Origin of the sequence: Chromobacterium aquaticum (genome assembly GCF_021129195.1) — a bacterium.
GTDB lineage: Bacteria > Pseudomonadota > Gammaproteobacteria > Burkholderiales > Chromobacteriaceae > Chromobacterium > Chromobacterium aquaticum.
The window spans coordinates 1-19,219 of the sequence record NZ_JAJOHW010000054.1; the positions used below are offsets into that span (position 1 = coordinate 1).

Annotated in this window: 15 protein-coding genes and 1 pseudogene; 8 read left to right on the plus strand and 8 right to left on the minus strand. The window is 65.5% G+C overall.

The genetic code is table 11. From position 1 onward, the window contains the following. The 4 genes and pseudogenes from LQT98_RS08865 to LQT98_RS08880 all read right to left on the minus strand — a co-directional run. A pseudogene (locus LQT98_RS08865) lies at nucleotides 1–911 on the minus strand (glycoside hydrolase); the annotation flags it as partial. A gap of 85 nt (nucleotides 912–996) precedes the next feature. Beyond that, nucleotides 997–1,776 (minus strand): DUF2861 family protein, encoded by a 780-nt coding sequence (locus LQT98_RS08870; RefSeq protein WP_231461988.1) that lies wholly within the window; start codon nucleotides 1,774–1,776, stop codon nucleotides 997–999. Further along, entirely contained in the window at nucleotides 1,776–2,420 is a 645-nt protein-coding gene (locus tag LQT98_RS08875) for a response regulator transcription factor (protein ID WP_231461989.1), read from the minus strand. The genes LQT98_RS08870 and LQT98_RS08875 overlap by 1 nt, the downstream gene beginning before the upstream one ends. Continuing rightward, nucleotides 2,398–3,789 carry an ATP-binding protein gene (locus LQT98_RS08880; RefSeq protein ID WP_231461990.1) on the minus strand — a complete coding sequence of 464 codons (1,392 nt, stop codon included), beginning with the start codon at nucleotides 3,787–3,789 and terminating at the stop codon, nucleotides 2,398–2,400. Before LQT98_RS08880 ends, LQT98_RS08875 begins: the two co-directional genes overlap by 23 nt. Nucleotides 3,790–3,851: 62 nt before the next feature. Between LQT98_RS08880 and LQT98_RS08885 the strand changes: the two genes are divergently transcribed. Continuing rightward, a complete protein-coding gene (locus tag LQT98_RS08885; protein WP_156184006.1) occupies nucleotides 3,852–5,195 on the plus strand; it encodes an MFS transporter in 1,344 nt (447 codons plus the stop codon). Nucleotides 5,196–5,292: 97 nt separating this feature from the next. Here LQT98_RS08885 and LQT98_RS08890 read toward each other — a convergent pair whose 3' ends face one another. The 3 genes from LQT98_RS08890 to LQT98_RS08900 form a co-directional block, all read right to left on the minus strand. Next, entirely contained in the window at nucleotides 5,293–5,952 is a 660-nt protein-coding gene (locus tag LQT98_RS08890) for a hypothetical protein (protein ID WP_231461991.1), read from the minus strand. A gap of 87 nt (nucleotides 5,953–6,039) precedes the next feature. After that, nucleotides 6,040–7,437 carry a dihydrolipoyl dehydrogenase gene (locus tag LQT98_RS08895; RefSeq protein ID WP_231461992.1) on the minus strand — a complete coding sequence of 466 codons (1,398 nt, stop codon included), beginning with the start codon at nucleotides 7,435–7,437 and terminating at the stop codon, nucleotides 6,040–6,042. Between the two features lie 149 nt (nucleotides 7,438–7,586). Beyond that, nucleotides 7,587–8,318 (minus strand): glutathione peroxidase, encoded by a 732-nt coding sequence (locus tag LQT98_RS08900; RefSeq protein ID WP_231461993.1) that lies wholly within the window; start codon nucleotides 8,316–8,318, stop codon nucleotides 7,587–7,589. 183 nt (nucleotides 8,319–8,501) lie between these two features. Here LQT98_RS08900 and trkA point away from each other — a divergent pair, with 183 nt between their 5' ends. The 7 genes from trkA (at nucleotide 8,502) to LQT98_RS08935 (ending at nucleotide 17,217) form a co-directional block, all read left to right on the plus strand. Next, on the plus strand, nucleotides 8,502–9,875 hold the full coding sequence (gene trkA / locus LQT98_RS08905; RefSeq protein WP_048411988.1) for a Trk system potassium transporter TrkA: 1,374 nt from the start codon (nucleotides 8,502–8,504) through the stop codon (nucleotides 9,873–9,875). Nucleotides 9,876–9,877: 2 nt separating this feature from the next. After that, nucleotides 9,878–10,270, plus strand: a complete 393-nt coding sequence (gene gloA2 / locus LQT98_RS08910; protein WP_231462010.1) for an SMU1112c/YaeR family gloxylase I-like metalloprotein — start codon at nucleotides 9,878–9,880, stop codon at nucleotides 10,268–10,270. Nucleotides 10,271–10,273: 3 nt separating this feature from the next. Further along, entirely contained in the window at nucleotides 10,274–11,728 is a 1,455-nt protein-coding gene (locus LQT98_RS08915) for a TrkH family potassium uptake protein (RefSeq protein ID WP_231461995.1), read from the plus strand. Nucleotides 11,729–11,812: 84 nt separating this feature from the next. Beyond that, nucleotides 11,813–13,708 (plus strand): lytic transglycosylase domain-containing protein, encoded by a 1,896-nt coding sequence (locus LQT98_RS08920; protein WP_231461996.1) that lies wholly within the window; start codon nucleotides 11,813–11,815, stop codon nucleotides 13,706–13,708. 202 nt (nucleotides 13,709–13,910) lie between these two features. After that, nucleotides 13,911–14,858, plus strand: a complete 948-nt coding sequence (locus LQT98_RS08925; protein ID WP_231461998.1) for a complex I NDUFA9 subunit family protein — start codon at nucleotides 13,911–13,913, stop codon at nucleotides 14,856–14,858. A gap of 15 nt (nucleotides 14,859–14,873) precedes the next feature. Then, nucleotides 14,874–16,097 carry a multifunctional CCA addition/repair protein gene (locus LQT98_RS08930; protein ID WP_231461999.1) on the plus strand — a complete coding sequence of 408 codons (1,224 nt, stop codon included), beginning with the start codon at nucleotides 14,874–14,876 and terminating at the stop codon, nucleotides 16,095–16,097. Nucleotide 16,098: 1 nt separating this feature from the next. After that, nucleotides 16,099–17,217 (plus strand): 2-methylaconitate cis-trans isomerase PrpF family protein, encoded by a 1,119-nt coding sequence (locus tag LQT98_RS08935; RefSeq protein WP_048411983.1) that lies wholly within the window; start codon nucleotides 16,099–16,101, stop codon nucleotides 17,215–17,217. 12 nt (nucleotides 17,218–17,229) lie between these two features. On the opposite strand, the gene LQT98_RS08940 is transcribed toward LQT98_RS08935, so the two are convergent. Then, nucleotides 17,230–19,212 (minus strand): rhomboid family intramembrane serine protease, encoded by a 1,983-nt coding sequence (locus tag LQT98_RS08940; protein ID WP_231462000.1) that lies wholly within the window; start codon nucleotides 19,210–19,212, stop codon nucleotides 17,230–17,232. Between the last annotated feature and the right edge of the window lie 7 nt (nucleotides 19,213–19,219).

Below are 19,219 nucleotides of genomic sequence, written 5' to 3' on the forward strand. Positions count from 1 at the left end.
GCCCGCAACACCGCGGCGGCCTCGCTGTCGAAGCTGGCGCGCAGGCGGCGCGCCAGCGCACTGTCGCCGCGCAGCCGCTCCAGCCACAAGGCCCAGTCGCGCACATCCGCCTGGCCCAGCAAATCATTGCCCCACAGATAGACGTGGCTGGCACCTATCAGCTTGGCCGTTTGCGGCTGCGCGCGCATCTTGTCGGCCAGGCTCTCGAAACGCCCCTGTTGCTGCAGCCATTGGCGGTAGCGCTTGGCGCCGGCCAGCGCATCGCCGTCCGCCAGGTGCAGCGACAAGCGCATCGGCTGCGCCAGGTTCAACGCATTGAACTGATGGCTCAGCGTCAAGGCCAGTCCCTCGCCGTCGCGGCGGATGCGCAGCGTGTTATTGAAGGGATTAAGCAATAGCCAGTGCAGGCTGGTCGCGCCATGGTCCATGCCCCACAGCGGCAGGCTCAGGTTCTCCGAGGTGTTCAGCCCGTCAGCGGCGAAGCGTGGCAGAAAATCCAGCCACAGCGGATCGCCGGCCGGCACATAGCTGCCTTCGGCCAAGGGCAGCAGCAGGCCGCGCCCCATCGCCGCCGCCGGCTGGCGCAGCAATTCCAACGTGGCCGGCTCGCGGGCCGCTATCGTCAAGCCCAAGTCCGCACCGTCCAGCTTCGCACTCAATTGAAACCGGCCGTCCTCCCATTGCCAGCTTGCGGCTTGCGCGTCGGACTTCAAACCGGACACCGAGCGCGGCGTCAGACCGGATGACAACGGCAAGGCCGCCTGGCCGGCCGGCGTCGCCGTCAACGCCAGGGTGGCCGGCTCCAGTTCAATCCGCCATTGCGCGTTTTGCAGCAGTACCGCCGCCCAGGCGGAAGCGGGCAGGCTCAAGATTGCCGCGATCAAGGCGGCGCGATGAAAGGGAAACGACATAAGGAAACTCCCATGCTTGGATCAGGATGGGAGTATTAGAAAAGCAATGGCCGTCGAGATTGTCAGGCCAATGTCAGGATTTAATTCAACGCGGCCCGGATTGCCTATGCACCACGCGCAGCACCAGTTGGCCGCGCGCCTCGGCGCGCACCAGCGCCACGCTCTGCCACAGCTCGCCCTGACGCGGCGGCCAGTTCAGCGCCTGCCCGAGTTCGCGGCGGCGCCACCAGACAAAGCTGTAGTCGTCGCGCCGCAGCAGCGATTGCTCCAGCCACGGACGCGCGCAAGCGGGCCGCGCCGTCGGCAGGCTGGCCACCGCCAGCGGGCTGCGCGACAGCCAGGACAGATTGGCCACTTCCGGCAGGGCCAACTCCGCCTGCCATTGCCGGCCGGCGGCGTTCAATTGCAGCCGATAGACGCCCGCCGCCAGCGGCTGGCTCAAGTCCGCGCTCTCCAGGCGGAAACGCTGACCCTCCTCCCGCTCCAGCAGGCCACCGCGCAGCAGGTCGCGGCCGGCGCCATCCTGCAGCCGCGCGTCCAGCAAGGCGCCGCGACCGCTCAACACCACCCGGTAATTGCGCGCCAGTGGCATGTCGCGCTGCGCCAGTTCCAGCGTCAAATCCGGCAGCCAGGCCGGTAAGCTCAGCGGCGCATCCTTGCCGCAATGCTCGCGGCTCAGGCTCTCCAGCGCCTGCCGCCAGGCCACGCGCTGGGCCTGGCTGCTCAAATTGGACCAACTGCCGGCCAGCGCCCGCCAGGCGGCCGGGTCGTCCCCGTTCAGCAAGGCGTGGTTGACGCCGGCCAGCGGGTTGCCGGCCCAGACCGGCGCCGCCAGCCACCATGCCCAGACACCCAAGCGCCGCATCAGGGCAGCTCCAGCCGGTAGCCGACGCCGCGCACGGTCTCGATGGCGATGCCGGGCAGCTTCTGCCGCAACTGCAGGATATGAGTGTCCACGGTACGGGTGGAGGGGAAGCTGTCGTAACCCCACACTTGGTTCAGCAACTCCTCGCGGCTCATCACCCGCCCGGCCATGCGCGCCAGCAAGGCCAGCAGCTCGAACTCGGTATGCGTCAAGGCTACCTCGCGGCCTTGCCAGTCCGCCTGCCGCCGCGCCGGGAACAAGCACAAGGCCCCCAGCCGCAGGCTGCCGTCGCCCAGCTGACGCAACTGCGCGCGGATGCGCGCCAGCAGCTCGGCATGGGCGAAGGGCTTGCTCAGGTAGTCGCGGGCGCCGGCTTCCAGGCCAGCCACCCGGTCGCTGACTTCCACTCGCGCCGTCAGCACGATGACCGGCAAGGCCTTCAAGGCCAGCCAGCCAGGCAGATGACGCAGGCTATCGCCGTCCGGCAAGGCGCGGTCCAGAATGACCAGATCGGCGCAATGCCATTGTGCCGCCACTGCGTCGGCCTGCCGCAACCACAGGCAGCGATAGCCTTCGTCGGCGAGGAAGTCGCGCAGGCCCGCGCCCAGCAGCGCATCGTCTTCAATCAATAGCAGCGTGTTCATGTTCTCGCGCCGGTTGGGCCGGCAATTGCAGACTAAAAGTGGTGGGCGGGCCGGACAGCCGCAGCCGGCCGCCCATTCGCGCCAGTACTCGTCGAACGATGGCCAGCCCCAGACCCATGCCCTGGTCGCCGCCACCGCGCCGCAACAGCCGGCGCAAGCGGTAATCGGCCAGATCGCCGCCATCGACGACGTCCAGCCGCAGCCGTCGGCCGTCCCACTCCGCGTACAAGCGCAGCGGTGGGCGGCCATGGCGGCGCGCATTGGCCAGCAGATTGTCCAGGCATACCGTCAGCCAATAGCCCGGCAGCGACAGCACCGCGTCGCCGCTCAGGCAAAACACCGCCTGGTGGCGCTCGGCGACATCCGCCAGCCAGGTGGACAGCCGCAGCGGCTGCCGGCGCAGGTCCAGGCGCTCGGCGGACAGATAATGGCGGCTGGCCTCGGCCAATTGGCGCAGGCGGCTGACACCGCCGGCCAAATCGCCGAAACGGTCCTGCGCCGATTCCGGCAAGCGGTCGAAGTCGCGACGCAAGCCCTCCACCACCCCGGCCAGCCCGGCGATGGGCGTGCGCAGCTCATGGGTCAGCATTTGCAGCGCGAAGCGGCGCTCCCGCTGCAGCCGCCGCCGCTGCCACCACAGGGCCAGCCCGCCAAGCAACAACAATAGCGCCGCGCCAGGCAAGGCCACGCGCCATGGCGATGCTTGCGCGGCCGGGTTCAGGCACAAGCCGCCCAGCTTTTCCGCGCAAACGCCGCCGGAAGCGGCCGCCACGTCCAGCCCGGCCGCTCGCGCCAGCGGCCGCCAGACGGCCGCCTCGTAGCGGCGCCAGGCCGTGCCGTCCTGACGCCACAGCGCGCCGTCCTGCCACAACCAGCGCTCGCCGGCCAGCAAGGCATCCAGATTATCGTCGGACAAGGCGCCCAACTGGCCCAGTTCGTCGCCGCGCTCGCGCACATGCAGCCAGCGCGCAAGCTCCGGCAGCGGCTGGCGCTGCCGCCAATGCCAGGCGCTGCTGCCACCCAGCGGATGGACCGGATACAGACGGAACCAGCCCGCCGGCAAGGCTCGCAGCCCGCAGCGGGCGCGCTCGAAATCGCGCCACGGAGCGCTCACCGCGGACAAATCGCCGGCGCAGTCCCGCTCGTAAGCGGCCAACTGCCGCAAGGCGCGTAAATCATGACGGGCCCAAGCCGGCTGCAATGAGGCCGGATCGATCAAGGCCTCGTCCAGCGCCTGCACCCGCGCCACCGCCAAGGACTGCGCCGGACGCGCCTCGGCCAGCGCGGCCTCCAGGCGCGCCGACAGCTCGCCGGCCGCGGCGATGGCGGCATGGCCGCACAGCAGGCAATAGCAGATGGCTCGGAACATGCAGCGCATTATACGGAAAACCCGCCGCCGTTCGGCTGACAGCCCGCCATGAATCCGCTAGCATGCGTTTCCAGCTCATTGACCAGATCGGCTCCCACGTGAAAGCAGGCTTCTCCTTCTTCGCCACCCGGCGCTTCTTCCCGCTGTTCGGCACTCAGTTTCTGGGCGCGTTCAACGACAATCTGCTGAAGACCGCCATCGTGGTGCTGATCAGCTTCCACGGCCTCAGCTTGGCCGGCCTGCCGCCGGAGCAGTTGGTCAATCTGGCCGCCGGCGTGTTCATCCTGCCCTTCTTCCTGTTTTCCGCCACCGCCGGCAAACTGTCGGAGCGCTATGACAAGGCCGTCATCGCGCGCTGGATCAAGCTCGCCGAGATCGCCATCATGCTGCTGGCCGGCGCCGGCTTCTTCCTGCACTCCGCCGGCCTGTTGCTTTCCGCGCTATTCCTGATGGGCGCCCACTCCGCCTTCTTCGGACCGCTCAAGTATTCAGTGCTGCCGCAATATCTGAAGGAAAACGAGTTGGTGGGCGGCAACGGCCTGATCGAGATGGGCACCTTTCTCGCCATCCTGATCGGTCAGATCGGCGGCAGCATGCTGACCACCGGCGGCCCCTTGCTGATCACCGCCACCCTGCTGGCCACCGCCGTGCTCGGCTACGGCGCCAGCCGCGCGATGCCGCCGGCCCAACCCGGCGCGCCGGAGCTGAAGTTGTCCTTCAACTTTCTCAAGGATTCGGTGCTGTTGATGCGCGACGCCTGGCGCATCCGCGACGTGCGCTGCGCCATCCTCGGCATTTCCTGGTTCTGGCTGATGGGCGCGGTCTACACCACCCAGCTGCCCACCTTCACCCGCTTGCACCTGGGTGGAGACGCCGGCGTCTACACCCTGCTGCTGGCGCTGTTCTCCATCGGCATCGGTCTGGGTTCGGTGGTGTGCGCCAAGCTGTCGCAGGGCAGGCTGCAGCTGGGCATGGTGCTGGTGGGCAGCGTGGGCATGACGCTGTTTGGCGGCGATCTGGCGCTGTCGGCGCTGCCGCACTACCGCGGAGAGCTGATCGGCCTGGCCGATTTCCTGGCCCGCGCCGGTAGCTGGCGCAATATGATAGATGTGGCGCTGCTGGGCTTCTTTGGCGGCTTCTTCACCGTGCCGCTGTACACCTGGCTGCAAACCGCCAGCCCGGACGACTTCCGCTCCCAGGCCGTGGCCGCCAACAATATCGCCAACGGCTTCTATATGGTGGCCGCCGCCATCGGCAGCGCGCTGGCGCTGAAGTTTTACGACAGCATCGCCATCCTGCTGCTGGCCACTGCCGCGCTCAACATCCTGGCCACCCTGCATCTGCTGAGCGCCGCGCCGGTGATCTGGCGCCAGCGAATGGACTGGCTGCGCGCGTTGCGGGGGTGAATATCTATTGCCAGCAGCGGCGCCTCTGCGGCTGGCGCTCGGCGATGGCGAATGCTCTCTTCGCTCATCCGCCACCGCAGGCGCAGCGGGCCGCGGCTCAAACCCCTGCTCGCTCTGCTGTGCGGGTTTGCTCTCGCGGCTTGAAAGTCATCACCGCGCAGTCGGCCCCGGCTTCAACCCTATACTCAACGGCAAACCCTTTTTGCCGGTAAATACCCAGGATTTCTTGATGAAGGCTCTGCGGAATACAAAGATGGCCTTCCAAGGCATAATATTCTGCGCCGTCAAACACCTTAAGCTGTAGGCTATTCTTTCCCTCCAAAGCCTGCCGCGCCCAAATGGCATCCACCTTTCCAACAGCCTCATTCAAGATATCCCTCTTCGCCACCGACAATGCCTGGCTAACGTAGTCGTAATAGAACGGTTCAATCAGCCTAGATGGCGACATGGATTGATTTTCAGCATCGGATGCCGCGGCAATGGAAAATGCGCGCGCCCGCTTCTTCCGCTTATCAGCCATCACCAGCTTAATCAAAAAGTAACAAGAAAAGAATCCCAATAAATATGCCGTTAAACCATAAAAAACATCATCCATAGCTTGCCTTTCCCGCTGTAAAGCATGCAAGTCACTGCCGGTCGAAAACGGCCGCCCACCTGATTTTTCTTTCAGAAAACAGCAATGATAGTGCGTGCAATGCAAAGACAAGCTCAATAGGATTAGTCCTAAAAAAACCACATCAATCAATACCTTGCTCAATCACCCTATTCCATCAAGCCGTCATTGAAAAGGCGCCCAACCCGGCTGCGCATAAAATAACGCAGCGCCCAGATACCTCATGCCGGTTCAAACCCCTTGCGCCAGCCCGGCGGCAGCATCGCGCAGCGCGGTGCGCAGTCCTTCTTCTATCACCGGGTGGTAGAACGGCATCTCCAGCATCTGGGCGATCGTCAACCCTTGCTGATGGCTCCAGGCCAGCAGATGGGCCAGGTTCTCGGCGCGCGGTCCTATCATTTCCGCGCCCAGGAAGCGGCCGCTGCCGCGCTCGGCGTATACATGCAGCAGGCCCTGATTGACGCCCATCACCCGGCTGCGGCCCTGGTCTTCGAAGCTGACCTCGCCCACCACGAAGCCATCCGTCGGCAAATCGGCGAAGCGGCTGCCCACCATCATCATCTGCGGATCGGAAAACACCACGGCGATGCTGGAGCGGCGCAGGCCGGCTTGCACCGCCGGATACAGCGCGGCGTTGTCGCCGGCGGTCTTGCCTTCGTCGGCGGCCTCATGCAGCAGCGGCAGGATGTTGTTGGCGTCGCCGGCGATGAAAATCGGTGAATCTCCGCATTGCAGCGTCCGCGGATCAAACTTGGGCACCCCGCCCGCGTCCAGTTCCAGGCCGGCGTTTTCCAGCGCCAGACCGCGCACATTGGGCGCGCGGCCAGTGGCGGCCAACACGTAATCGAAACGCTCGCAGACTTCTTCGCCGTCCAGATTGACATAGCGGATCTGCGCCTTGCCGTCGACCAGGCCCATTTCCAAAATCTTGGCGTCCGGGTCAAGGTAGAACTCCCGGCCCAGCGCCTGGCAGGCGTAATCGCACACAGCGGGGTCCGACAGCGGGCCAACGCCACCGCCGCGGCCGAATACGCGCACCTTGACGCCAAGGCGGGATAGCGCCTGGCCCAGCTCCAGGCCGATGACGCCGGGGCCGAACACCGCCACGCTGTCCGGCAGCGTGTCCCAGTTGAACACATCGTCGTTGATGATCAATCTGTCGCCAAACACCTGAAATGGCGGTGGGATCAGCGGCACGGAGCCGGTGGCGATCACCACGCGGCGCGCCCGCACCAGCGTGTGCTCGTCCACTTGCAAGGTGGTGTTGTCGATGAAGCGGGCGTAGCCGCGCAGCCGATCTTGCGGCGGAATGCTTTCCACGCCCTTGAGCACGAAGCCGACGAAACGATCGCGCTCGCGCTTGACGCGGTCCATCACCTCGCGGCCGTCGATACGCACTTCGCCATCGAGATGCACGCCGAAAGGCGCGCTGTGGCTCAGCGCGTGCGCGGCCTCGGCGGCGGCGATCAGCAGCTTGGACGGCATGCAGCCGACACGGGCGCAAGTGGTGCCGTAAGGGCCGCCTTCAATCACCACGGCGCTGGCGCCGCGAGCCTTGGCGGCGCGGTAGGCGGCGAGGCCGGCGGTGCCGGCGCCAATCACGGCGACATCGATGTTCAAGGTATGCATTTCATTCCTTTCAGTATCGGGATACGGCACGGCACGCCGCGCATGCCGTCTCGTATCCCGGTAAAAAAAAGGGCCGGATGGAGCACCCGGCCCGCAACAACTCCGATGGCATCAGGGCCCGAGCCATCGGGGACGAACACGGTTGAGACTTACTTGGAGAAGTATTTTTCCACTTCGTCGGCGGAGCCGATCAGTTGGCCATTGATGAACACCTGCGGCGCGGTCATCTTGCCGGCCACGGCGCCCAGCACCTTGCCGCGCACCTTGTTGTCCAGCGGCACTTCGACGAAGTCGTAGCCGTTTTCGCTCAGCACCGCCTTGGCGCGCGCGCAGTGCGGGCAACCCGTCTTGGAGAACACCACCACTTGGTCCGGCTTCTTGGCGCTGGGGTTGACGTAGTCCAGCAGGGTGTCGGCGTCGGACACTTTGAACGGATCGCCCGGCTCTTGCGGCTCGATGAACATCTTGTCCACCACGCCGTCCTTCACCAGCATGGAATAGCGCCAGCTGCGCTTGCCGAAGCCCAGGTCCTGCTTGTCCACCAGCATGCCCATGCCTTCGGTGAAATCGCCGTTGCCGTCCGGAATCATCACCAGGTTCTGCGCTTCCTGATCCTTGGCCCATTCGTTCATCACGAAGGTGTCGTTGACCGATACGCACAGGATGGCGTCCACGCCGTTGGCGAAGAAAGCCGGCGCCAATTCATTGAAGCGCGGCAGGTGGGTGGACGAGCACGTGGGGGTGAATGCGCCCGGCAGCGAGAACACCGCCACGGTCTTGCCGTCGAACAGTTCGGTGGTGCTGACGTCTTTCCAGTCGTTATTGTCGCGGACACGGAAAGTGACATTCGGTACGCGTTGGCCTTCACGGTTTTGCAACATGGCTAGATTCCTCGTGTTGATTCGGTAACAGGTTTGCTAAATCGATGGGTGCATTGTGATAGCCATGCGCAAATTCGTCTAATTGATTGTGCCAAGCTGAGTGATTTGCTTTTTTAATCGTCAAGCAAGTGGTCGCAGTAACCGTTAAAATTGCATAAACGACTCAAACGGCCAGGCTAGACGGTGAAGATTCTGATTCTCGGCGGCGGACAGGTGGGCGCCAATGTGGCGGAGAACCTGCTTTCGGAAAATAACGACATCACGGTGGTGGATCAGGATTCGGCGCGGCTCAAGCAATTGCAGGACCGCCTGGATATCCGCACCGTGGCCGGCAACGCCGCCCACCCGCAGGTGCTGGCCGATGCCGGCGCGGCGGACAGCGATATGGTGCTGGCGCTGACCCGCGACGACGAAACCAATCTGGTGGCCTGCAAAATGGCCGAGGCCTGTTTCAACATCCCCACCCGCATCGCCCGCATCCGTTCCAGTGATTATCTGGCATCCGAGCACGGCGATCCGCTTGCCCACTTCGGCATCGAGTCCGCCATTTGCCCGGAACAGATCGTCACCGATCACATCTATCAGCTATTCGCCTATCCCGGCGCGCTACAGGTGCTGGACTTCGCCGACGGCAAGCTGCAACTGGTGGTTTCCCGCGCCCACTCCGGCGGCAAACTGCTGGGCCTGCCGCTGCGCCGCATCCGCGAGCACATGCCGGACGCGGACTGCCGCGTCTGCGCCATCCATCGCCAGGACAAACTGCTGGTGCCGGACGGAGACACCGTGCTGGAGGAAGGCGACGAGGTGTTCTTTGTCGCCGCGCGCGAGCATGTGCAGGCCATGCTCAAGGAGTTGCGCTTTAGCGAGCGGCCCTTGCGGCGCATCATGATCGCCGGCGGCGGCAATATCGGCTATCGGCTGGCCAAGCTGCTGGAGAACGATTTCAGCGTCAAGGTGATAGAAGCGCGGCCGGAGCGCGCGCAATGGCTGGCGGAACGGCTGGAGCACGCGCTGGTGCTGCGCGGCGAGGCCACCGACGAAGAGCTGCTGGACGCCGAGAACGTGGACGAGATGGACGTGTTCTGCGCGCTGACCAACGACGACGAGGACAACATCATGTCCACGCTGCTGGCCAAGCGCATGGGCGCGCGGCGGGTGGTGGCCCTGGTCAACCGCACCAGCTATGTGGATCTGCTGGAAGGCCATCGCATCGACATCGTGATTTCACCGCATCTGTCCACCATAGGCTCCATCCTGGCGCATATCCGCCAGGGCGACGTGGAGGCGGTGCACCCGCTGCGTCGCGGCGCGTCCGAAGCGATGGAGGTGGTGATTCATGGCGACGCGCAGCAATCGCGGCTGACCGGCCGCCGCATCGAACAGATCGACATGCCGCACGGCAGCCACATCGTCGCCGCCATCCGCGGCGAACAGGTGCTGATGGCGCATCACGATCTGGTGGTGGAAAACGGCGATCATCTGATCATCTTCCTGTCGCGCCGCCGGGTGGTGCGCCAGGTGGAAAAACTCATTCAGGTCAAACTGGGCTTTCTGTGACCATGCATCTGACCGGCCTGCACCATGTGGCGATCATCGCCGCCGACTATCAGCGCTCGCGCGACTTCTACCACCGCATCCTGGGTCTGCCGATACTGGCCGAGCACTGGCGCGCCGAACGCCAATCCTGGAAGCTGGACCTGGCGGTGCCGGGCGGCGGCCAGCTGGAGCTGTTCAGCTTTCCAGCGCCGCCGCCGCGCCCCACGCGGCCGGAAGCCTGCGGCCTGCGCCACCTGGCCTTCGCCTGCGCCGACGTGGCCGCCTGCCGTCAAAGCCTGCTGGCCGAGGGCGTGGCGGTGGAAGACCTCCGCGTGGACGAATTCACCGGCGCGCGCTTTTTCTTCTGCGCGGACCCGGACGGCTTGCCGCTTGAGTTCTACCAGCCGCGGGACTGAGACATGCGCAAGATACTCGCCATCCTCTATGTGCTGTCCAAGCTGATCATGCTGTTCTCCTGCACCTTCCTCGCACCGGCTCTGGTGTCCATCCTGTACCGCGACGGCGCGCTGGACACCTTCGTCACCGCCGCCGTGGCCGGCCTGGCCATCGGCCTTGCGCTGTGGTCGGCCACCCGCCGCTACCAGCGCGAACTGAAGCCGCGCGACGGTTTCATTCTGGTCACCACGCTGTGGGTGGGCTTCGCCATCACCGCCTCCTTCCCCTTCATGCTGGCGCGGCCGGACATGCCGTTCAGCCACGCCTTTTTCGAAGCGATGTCCGGCCTCACCACCACCGGCTCCACCGTGATCAGCGGCCTGGACACCTTGCCGGCCTCGCTCAATTTCTGGCGCCACTTCCTCAACTGGATGGGCGGCATGGGCATCATCGTATTGGCGGTGGCGATACTGCCCATCCTCGGCATCGGCGGCATGCAGCTGTACAAGGCGGAAACGCCGGGGCCGATGAAGGACAGCAAGCTGGCGCCGCGCATCACCGAAACCGCCAAGAACCTGTGGCTGGTCTACAGCGGCTGGACGCTGGCGGTGGCGCTGGCGCTGAAAGCCGCCGGCCTGAGCTGGCTGGACGCGGTGTGCCACGCCTTCGCCGCGCTGTCGCTGGGCGGCTTCTCCACCCGGGACAACAGCGTCGGTGCTTTCGACTCGCTGCCGGTGGAACTGATCCTGAGCTTCGGCATGATCATAGGCGCGATGAACTTCGCCACCCACTTTCTGGCACTGCGCCAGCGCTCGCTGCGCGCCTATCTGCGCGACCCGGAAGCCAAGGCCATGCTGTGGCTGCTGCTGGGCAGCATCCTGGCGATGAGCGTGTATTTATGGGCGCACCATGTCTACGACTTCCCCACCGCGCTTCGTCACGTCAGCTTCAACCTGATCTCCATCGCCACCGACAGCGGCTTCGCCAGCGTGGATTACGCGCGCTGGCCCATCTTCGTGCCCTTGTGGATGCTGTTCCTGTCCAGCATCACCGCCTGCTCCGGCTCCACCGGCGGCGGCATCAAGATGGTGCGCACCCTGATGTTGAGCAAGCAGAGCGTCAACGAGATGACGCGGCTGCTGCACCCGGCGGCGGTTCGGCCGGTGAAGATCGGCGGCAAGCTCGTGCCGGAAAGCGTCATGCTGTCGGTAATGGGCTTCATATTTGTCTACTGCATGTGCATAGTGATATTAAGCTTTGCGCTGATCGCCAGCGGCCTGGATTTTCTCAGCGCCTTCACCGCGGTGATCGCTTCGATCAACAACGCCGGCCCCGGGCTAGGCGTGGTCGGCCCGGCATCGAACTATGCGTCGCTGAGCGACCTCCAAATATGGATTTGCAGCCTGGCCATGCTCTTGGGCCGGCTGGAAGTATTTACCCTGCTGATCCTGTTTACGCCATCGTTCTGGCGCAAATAGGACGAAAACAACAAAGGGTCCGTCCGCGGGCCCGACCACGACGACGACGGCGCCACGCGCCGGATAAAAAAACGAAACCGGATCATGAACCCTATGACATTCACCGCCCCAAGCCGCATGCTCGCCCTCAGCCTGGCGCTGACCGCAGCCCTGCCCGCCTTCGCTGGCGCCGACGACGAGCTGATCGCCGCGCGCGACGCCTTCCGCGGCAATAAGCTGGGACAGCTGGCCAGCCTGGCGGGCGGCATGCCGTCCAACTACCCGCTGAAGGACTATCCGGCTTACTGGCTGGCGCTCAAATCTCTGGACGGCGACGACGACGGCCCGGCCCAAACCTTTCTGAATCGGGTCAACGAAGGCCTGATGCCGGAACGGCTGCGCAATGAATGGCTGAAAAAACTGGCGGCGCGCGAAAACTGGAGCCGCTTCGCCGCGGAATGGAAGAAGCTGCCGCCGGAAGGGCGTGACGACGAATCCACCTGTTACGGCCAATTGTTCGAGCTGAACCAGGGCAAGGCGCCCACCGATCTGGATCGCTTCCTGGAAAGCCGCCCGGCGCCGGAAGGCTGCAACCGTCTGATAGAAGACGCCGCGCGCCGCGGCGTGCTGAAACGCGATTGGCTGTGGCAGCGCGCGCGCCTGCTCCTGGCCGGCAACTACCTGACCCAGGCGCGGCAACTGGCAGCCGGCACCGGCCTGCCGCTGGACAACGCCGCGCTCAGCAAGCCGGCCAACGCCAATCTGGCCACCCCCGGCGGCCAGGAAGCCGCGGTTTACGACATCGTGATCAAGGGCAAGGCCAATATCAACAACGGCCTTAGCAAGCTGCTGGAACACGAACCAGCCCTGAGCAAGGAACGCGCCGGCTTCGCCTGGGGCCAACTGGCGCTGCTGTCCGCGCGCAAGCAACAGTCGGCGCAGGCGCTGCAATGGTTTGACAAGGCCGATGCCGATCAGCTGACCGCCGAGCAGTGGGAATGGTGGGCGCGTTCCGCGCTGCGCCTGGAACAATGGACCCAGCTGGACAAGATCATCCGCTCCATGCCCGCCACCGTTGCCGCCAAGCCGGCCTGGCGCTACTGGCGCGGCCGCTCGCTGCAACAGCTGGGCCGCCCCAACGAAGCCACGCCGCTGTTCAGCCAGGCCAGCATCGGTCACAATTATTACGCGCTGCTATCGCTGGAAGAGCTTGGCAACAGCCTGTCCACCCCGGCCAACAAGAGCGGGCCGGCCAAGGACGACATCAAGCAAATGAGCGAAGAGCCGGCGATCAAGCGCTCGCTGGCGCTGCTGGACCTGGCCGAACGCTATGCCAAACCCGAATTCCGCGCCGACGCGCAGCGCGAATGGCGCTGGGCGATGCGCAACCGCAGCGATATCGAGCTGCTGGCCGCCGCCGAAGTGGGCCGCCGCGCCAGCTTCTACGATATGGCCATCTACAGCGCCGAACGGACCAAAGAAGAACACGATTACTCGCTGCGCTACCTGACGCCCTACCGCGACGTCACTCAGCGTTACGCCAAGCAACTAGACATCGATGACGCCTGGGTCTACGGCCTGATCCGCCAGGAAAGCCGCTTCATCACCATGGCGCGCTCCGGCGTCGGCGCTTCCGGCCTGATGCAGCTGATGCCGGCCACCGCCAAATGGGTGGCCAAGAAAATCGGCCTGGGCCAGTACGCGGTCAACGACATCGAAACCAATGTGCAATTGGGCACCTGGTATCTGCGCTATGTGCTGGACAGCCTGTCCAGCAATGAGGTGATGGCCACCGCCGCCTACAACGCCGGCCCTGGCCGCGCGCGCGCCTGGCAGACGGACCGCACGCTGGACGGCACCATCTACGCCGAAACCATCCCCTTCACCGAAACGCGCGACTATGTGCAAAAGGTAATGGCCAACGCCGCCTATTACTCCAGCACCTTCGGCCACGCCAATATCTCGCTGAAGAACCGGATGGGCGTGGTGCCGGCGCGCTAAAACCAAGCGCCGCCCCACGGCGGCGCGCTCTCCCGCAACCACTATATGGACTGTTCAAAGGCTGTCGAGCTGGCTCGAAACAAGGTAATGACCGAGGCAAGGGAATGCTCATACCACACACGAGCATTCCGAAACGCTACTCGCCGTACAAGGCTCCACCACGCGCAGCAGACATTGAACAGACTCTAAAGAAAGGGACCCCATGACTTATCAACGCATCTGCATCATCGGCGGTAGCGGCTTCATCGGCGGCTATATCGCGGAACGGCTGACCGAACAAGGCTGCCAGCTGACCATAGCCACCCGCCGGCGCGAACGCGCCAAGGCCTCGCTGCTGGTGCTGCCCGGCGCGCAGTTGGTCGACGCGGACATCCACCATCCGGAAGCGCTGGAACAACTGGTTTCCGGCCACGACGCGGTGATCAATATGGTGGGCATCCTGCATGGCAGCGCCGCGCAGTTCGACAAAGCCCATGTGCAATTGACCGAGAAGGTGATCGCGGCCTGCCGCAAACAGGGCGTGCGCCGGCTGATCCACATCAGCGCGCTGGGCGCCGACGAACGCGGCCCCAGCCTGTACCAGCAAAGCAAGGGCCGCGCCGAGGCGCGCGTGCGCGAGAGCGGTCTGGAGTGGACCCTCTTGCGTCCGTCGGTGGTGTTCGGCCACGGCGACAGCTTCCTCAATATGTTCGCCAGCCTGCTGCGCAAAGCACCGTTGCTGCCCTTGGCCGGCGCCGACACCCGCTTCGCGCCGATCTGGGCCGGCGATGTCGCCCACGCGGTGGCGGCCTGCCTGTCTCGCCGCGCCGCCATAGGCCAAAGCCTGGACCTGGCCGGCCCCCGCGTTTACACGCTGGCCGAACTGGTGCGCCTGGTGGGCCGCCACATCGGCAAGCCGCGCCCGGTGATCGCGCTGCCGCAGAGCCTGGCGATGCTGCAGGCCGCATTGATGGAATGCCTGCCCGGGCCGGCGCTGATCAGCCGCGACAATGTGCGCTCGCTGAGCGTGGACAATGTCAGTGACCAGCCCTTCCCCGCCGCCTTGCTGGGCTTCAGCCCCACGGCGCTGGAAGCGCTGATCCCCGCGCAACTGGGCGCGGAGGAGTTCAATCTGCAAATGTCCGCCTACCGCCGCCAGATCGCGCGCTGAATGGGAAACGGATAGATGCAATGCTATATCGTCGGCGGCGCCGTGCGCGACCGCCTGCTGCAACTGCCGGTGAAAGACCGCGACTGGGTGGTGGTGGGCGCCAGCCCGCAAGAAATGCTGGCGCTGGGCTATAAGCCGGTGGGCAAGGACTTTCCGGTGTTCCTGCACCCGGACACCCATGAGGAATACGCGCTGGCGCGCACCGAGCGCAAAACCGGCAAGGGCTACCACGGCTTCGCCGTCTACGCCGCGCCGGACGTGACGCTGGAACAGGACCTGGCCCGGCGCGACCTGACCATCAACGCCATCGCCGAGGCGGCGGACGGCAGCCTGATCGACCCCTACCACGGCCGACGTGACCTCGAGGCCGGCGTCCTGCGCCACGTCAGCCCCGCCTTCGCCGAAGACCCGGTGCGCATCCTGCGGCTGGCGCGCTTCGCCGCCCGCTTCGGCTTCAGCGTGGCCGAGGACACCATGGCGCTGATGCGGCAAATGGTAGAAGCCGGCGAAGCCGACGCGCTGGTGGCGGAGCGAGTGTGGCAGGAACTGGCCAAGGGCCTGATGGAGGATAAGCCATCGCGCATGTTCCTGGCGCTGCGCGCCTGCGGCGCGCTCGCCCGCGTGCTGCCGGAACTGGACGCGCTGTTCGGCGTGCCGCAGCGCGCCGACCATCACCCGGAAATCGACACCGGCGACCACGTGATGCGGGTGCTGGACTGCGCCGCCGAGCAAGGCCTGCCGCTGGCGGCGCGCTTCGCCGCGCTGACCCACGACCTGGGCAAGGCGCTGACGCCGGCGGACGTGCTGCCGCGCCACATCGGCCACGAGGCCGCCGGCGAAGCGCCGCTGCTGGCGCTGTGCCAGCGCTTGCGGGTGCCGGCAGACTGCCGCGACCTGGCGCGCATCACGCTATTGAGCCATACCAAAGTACACTGTGCTTTCGAATTGAAGCCAAGCACAATATTGAGATTGTTCAAACAAACCGACGCCTTGCGGCGACCGGAACGCTTCTTGCTGATGCTGGACGCCTGCCGCGCGGACGCGCGCGGACGCCTGGGTTTCCACGACCGGCCCTATCCGCAGGCGGACTACCTGTCCGCGCTGCTGGACGCGGCGCTGGCGGTGGACGCCGGCGGCATCGCCCGCCAGTGGGAAGACAAGCGCACGCTGCCGGAAGCGATAGATCGCGCCCGGACCCGCGCCATCGCCAGCCGCAAGGAGCAACTGGAGACGCACTGACATGGCTTCGATCTACCGTCTGCCGTCCACGCTGATGCGCGGAGGCACCAGCAAGGGTCTGTTCATCCGCTCCGACGCGCTGCCGGAGGACACCTCCACCTGGGAACGCATGTTGTTGCGCGCGATAGGCAGCCCGGACCCGCACGGCAAGCAGATCGACGGCCTGGGCACCGGCCGGGCCAGCACCAGCAAGGTGATGATACTCAGCCCGTCGCGGCGCGACGATTGCGATGTCGATTGCCTGTTCGGCCATGTGTCGATTGAAGACGCGATGATCGATTGGTCCGGCAACTGCGGCAATCTCAGCGCCGCGGTGCCGCTGTTCGCGGTGATGGAAAAGCTGGTGGAACCACGCGACGGCGTCGCCGCCATCGGCATCTGGCAGGCCAATGTCGGCAAGCGCATCGTCGCCGAACTGGAAATCATGCACGGCCAGCCGGTCTGGCAGGGAGACTACCACATCGACGGCGTAGCCTTCCCCGGCGCGCCGATCCGGCTGCGCTTCCTCGACCCGGCTGGCGGCAGCTCCGGCGAGCTGTTTCCCACCGGCAGATTGATAGACGAACTGGCGCTGCCGGATGGCAGCCATCTTGAAGCCACGCTGGTGGATGCCGGCAATCCCACGGTATTCGTGCGCGCGCGCGATTTCGGCCTCAAGGGCGACGAAGACATGGCGGCGCTGCCGGACAACACCCGCCACCGGCTGGAATGGGCGCGCGAAATCGCCGCCGTGGTCATGGGCCTGGCGCCCGACATCTTCGCCGCCCGGCGCGAACGGCCGGGCACGCCGCGGATCAGCCTGGTGTCGGAAAGCCGGGACGACGATTGCCAGATCAACGCGCGCATCATGACCTCCAGCCGCTCTTTGCACCATGCCTTCACCGGCACCGGCGCCATCGCGCTGGCCTGCGCCTGCGCCACGGAAGGCACGCTGCCGCAACAAATGGCCGGCGCGCCGGTGCGCGGCATGCCGCTGAGCTTCAGCCACGCCAGCGGCAAGCAAACCGTGGAAGCGGTACTGGGACACTCCGTCGAATACGGCTGGAACATCAGCGAAGTGGTGATGACCCGCACCGCCAGGCCGCTGATGCGCGGCGAAGTCTACATCCCGCTGGAGTAGCGGGCCTGCGCGTCAAGGCAGCATGGGCCAGCCGGACTGCCGCAGGCGCTCTTTCGCGGCGGCCATCTGCTGCGGCGTGCGCACATTGCAATACGCCTCTTCATTCTCGGCGACATAGGCCGCCGCATCCATGCTCTTGTCCAAGGCGAACAGAGTCACTCCATGTTCATGCACGCTCAGCAAGGTCTTGCCATCACGGCTGAACAAGAGCCGACGCGGTATGGAATCCACCGGGAACACGCCGACCGTGCTCAGGCTGCGGCGGCTCAACAAGCGGATCACGCCGCCGCTGTCCTTGTAGCTGGCCAGCCAGGCGCCGTCCGCGCTCGCCGCCAGCTTCTGCCAACCCTCGGCCTCACAATGCAGCCAGGCCTGGCGCGCCGCCAGCGGCTCGCCTTGATACTGCCACATCACATTGCCGCGCGTCGGCCACCACAGATTGCCGGCCGGATCCGCCGCCCAGTCATCCAGCGCGTCCGAGGGCAAGGTCAGCGGCTTGCCGCTAGGCTGCATCGAGCGCAGGTCCAATAGCTGCAGCGTATCCAGGCGCGCATCGCTCAACAGCAGCTTGTCGCCGGCGGCGTTCAGGCGCAGCAACGGCCTGTTGAAGCGCGCGCCCACTTCCTGGCTGGGCTCGCCCAAGCGCACGGGCTGGCCGATGACACGGCGCTGCGCCAAGTCCAGAGTGCTCAAGGTATTGTCGCCGGCATTGATCACATAGGCGCGCTGACCATCGCGGCTGAACAGCGCCTGACTCGGCAATCTGCCGGTGGCGAAACGGTGAACGATGCCGCCCGTCCGCAAATCCACCAAGGCCACCGCGTCGTTCGCCATCCCCGGCACCAAGGCCCAGCGTTCGTCCGGACTCAGCGCCACCGACCACGCGCCGATGCCGCGGCACAGATTCTGGCCGCAAATGGCGTTCTTGGGCACCGGCAGTTTGGGGCCGGCTATGCTGCGCTCCAGCCGCTGCTGCCGCAGATCCACCACCTCCAGGCTGTTTTGCTCGGTGTCGGCCAGATACAGGCGGGCGCCGTCCGCGCTCAATACCGCAGAACCGTACACCCCGCTCAGACTCAGCGGAATCTCCACGCCGGCCGCCTGCTCCTTGCTCACCGGCTTGGGCCGCGCCGCCCGCTCGCTGCGCGCCAACTCCACGCGCTGGGCTTTCTCCGCCTCCAGCCGCGCCTGCTCCAATTCCTCCTGCCGCTGCTGACGTATCTTGACCGCCATTTCACTCAGTTCATCGGAGCCCAGCGCCCGGCTCGCCGGCTGCGCTCCGGCCACGGCCGCGCCAGCCAAGGCGGCGAACATCACATGCCGCCGCAGCGGGCGCAAGTTCAGCCAGCCCAGCGCCCCCAGCGGCAAGCCCGTCAGAAGACCGCCGATATGGCAGGCCTGGTCCACGCCGGACACCATGAAGCCCATGCCCAGGTTCAGCAACACCACTTGCGCCAAGGCCTTGCCCCGCGAACCGCCCATGTCGGCGTCGCTGAGGCCGGCCACGCACAGAGCGCCGGCCAGGCCCATCAAGGCGCCGGATGCGCCCACGCTGGCCACCAGGCGGATGCTGCTCTGCATCAGCAGATTGGTCACAGGATGGGTGCCATGCCACCAGGCGCTGGTCAAACCAGCAGCCAGACCGGTGGCGAGATAAATCGCCAGGAAGCCGATGCCGCCGAAGCGTTTCTGCGCCAAGGGACCGATCAGCAGCAACATATACATATTGAGCAGCAGATGCACCGCGCCGCCATGCACGAACATGCTGCTGAACAGGCGCCAGCTGTCACCGCTCAAGGTGAACGGCGCCAGGTTGGCGCCCCACTCCACCAATTGTTCGGGGTCGGGCTCGGTCCAGGAAACGCCGCTAGCGCCCATCCAGACATAAACGATCAGATTGGCGAGCACCAGGCCGATGGTGGCCCAATGCTGGCGCAGAATAGAAGAAATCCCGCCGTAGCGGGACTGGGAAGGGTCGAGCGCAGCTTCAGTCATGCGTGCC

What these genes read in the sequence shown, in the direction of transcription:
- LQT98_RS08880 (WP_231461990.1), bottom strand. Translation starts at nt 3,789, where the DNA reads ATGTTCCGAGCCATCTGCTATTGCCTGCTGTGCGGCCATGCCGCCATC.
- LQT98_RS08935 (WP_048411983.1), top strand. Translation starts at nt 16,099, where the DNA reads ATGGCTTCGATCTACCGTCTGCCGTCCACGCTGATGCGCGGAGGCACC.
- LQT98_RS08930 (WP_231461999.1), top strand. Translation starts at nt 14,874, where the DNA reads ATGCAATGCTATATCGTCGGCGGCGCCGTGCGCGACCGCCTGCTGCAA.
- LQT98_RS08925 (WP_231461998.1), top strand. Translation starts at nt 13,911, where the DNA reads ATGACTTATCAACGCATCTGCATCATCGGCGGTAGCGGCTTCATCGGC.
- LQT98_RS08895 (WP_231461992.1), bottom strand. Translation starts at nt 7,437, where the DNA reads ATGCATACCTTGAACATCGATGTCGCCGTGATTGGCGCCGGCACCGCC.
- LQT98_RS08885 (WP_156184006.1), top strand. Translation starts at nt 3,852, where the DNA reads ATGCGTTTCCAGCTCATTGACCAGATCGGCTCCCACGTGAAAGCAGGC.
- LQT98_RS08900 (WP_231461993.1), bottom strand. Translation starts at nt 8,318, where the DNA reads ATGTTGCAAAACCGTGAAGGCCAACGCGTACCGAATGTCACTTTCCGT.
- LQT98_RS08915 (WP_231461995.1), top strand. Translation starts at nt 10,274, where the DNA reads ATGCGCAAGATACTCGCCATCCTCTATGTGCTGTCCAAGCTGATCATG.
- gloA2 (WP_231462010.1), top strand. Translation starts at nt 9,878, where the DNA reads ATGCATCTGACCGGCCTGCACCATGTGGCGATCATCGCCGCCGACTAT.
- LQT98_RS08940 (WP_231462000.1), bottom strand. Translation starts at nt 19,212, where the DNA reads ATGACTGAAGCTGCGCTCGACCCTTCCCAGTCCCGCTACGGCGGGATT.
- LQT98_RS08920 (WP_231461996.1), top strand. Translation starts at nt 11,813, where the DNA reads ATGAACCCTATGACATTCACCGCCCCAAGCCGCATGCTCGCCCTCAGC.
- LQT98_RS08875 (WP_231461989.1), bottom strand. Translation starts at nt 2,420, where the DNA reads ATGAACACGCTGCTATTGATTGAAGACGATGCGCTGCTGGGCGCGGGC.
- LQT98_RS08870 (WP_231461988.1), bottom strand. Translation starts at nt 1,776, where the DNA reads ATGCGGCGCTTGGGTGTCTGGGCATGGTGGCTGGCGGCGCCGGTCTGG.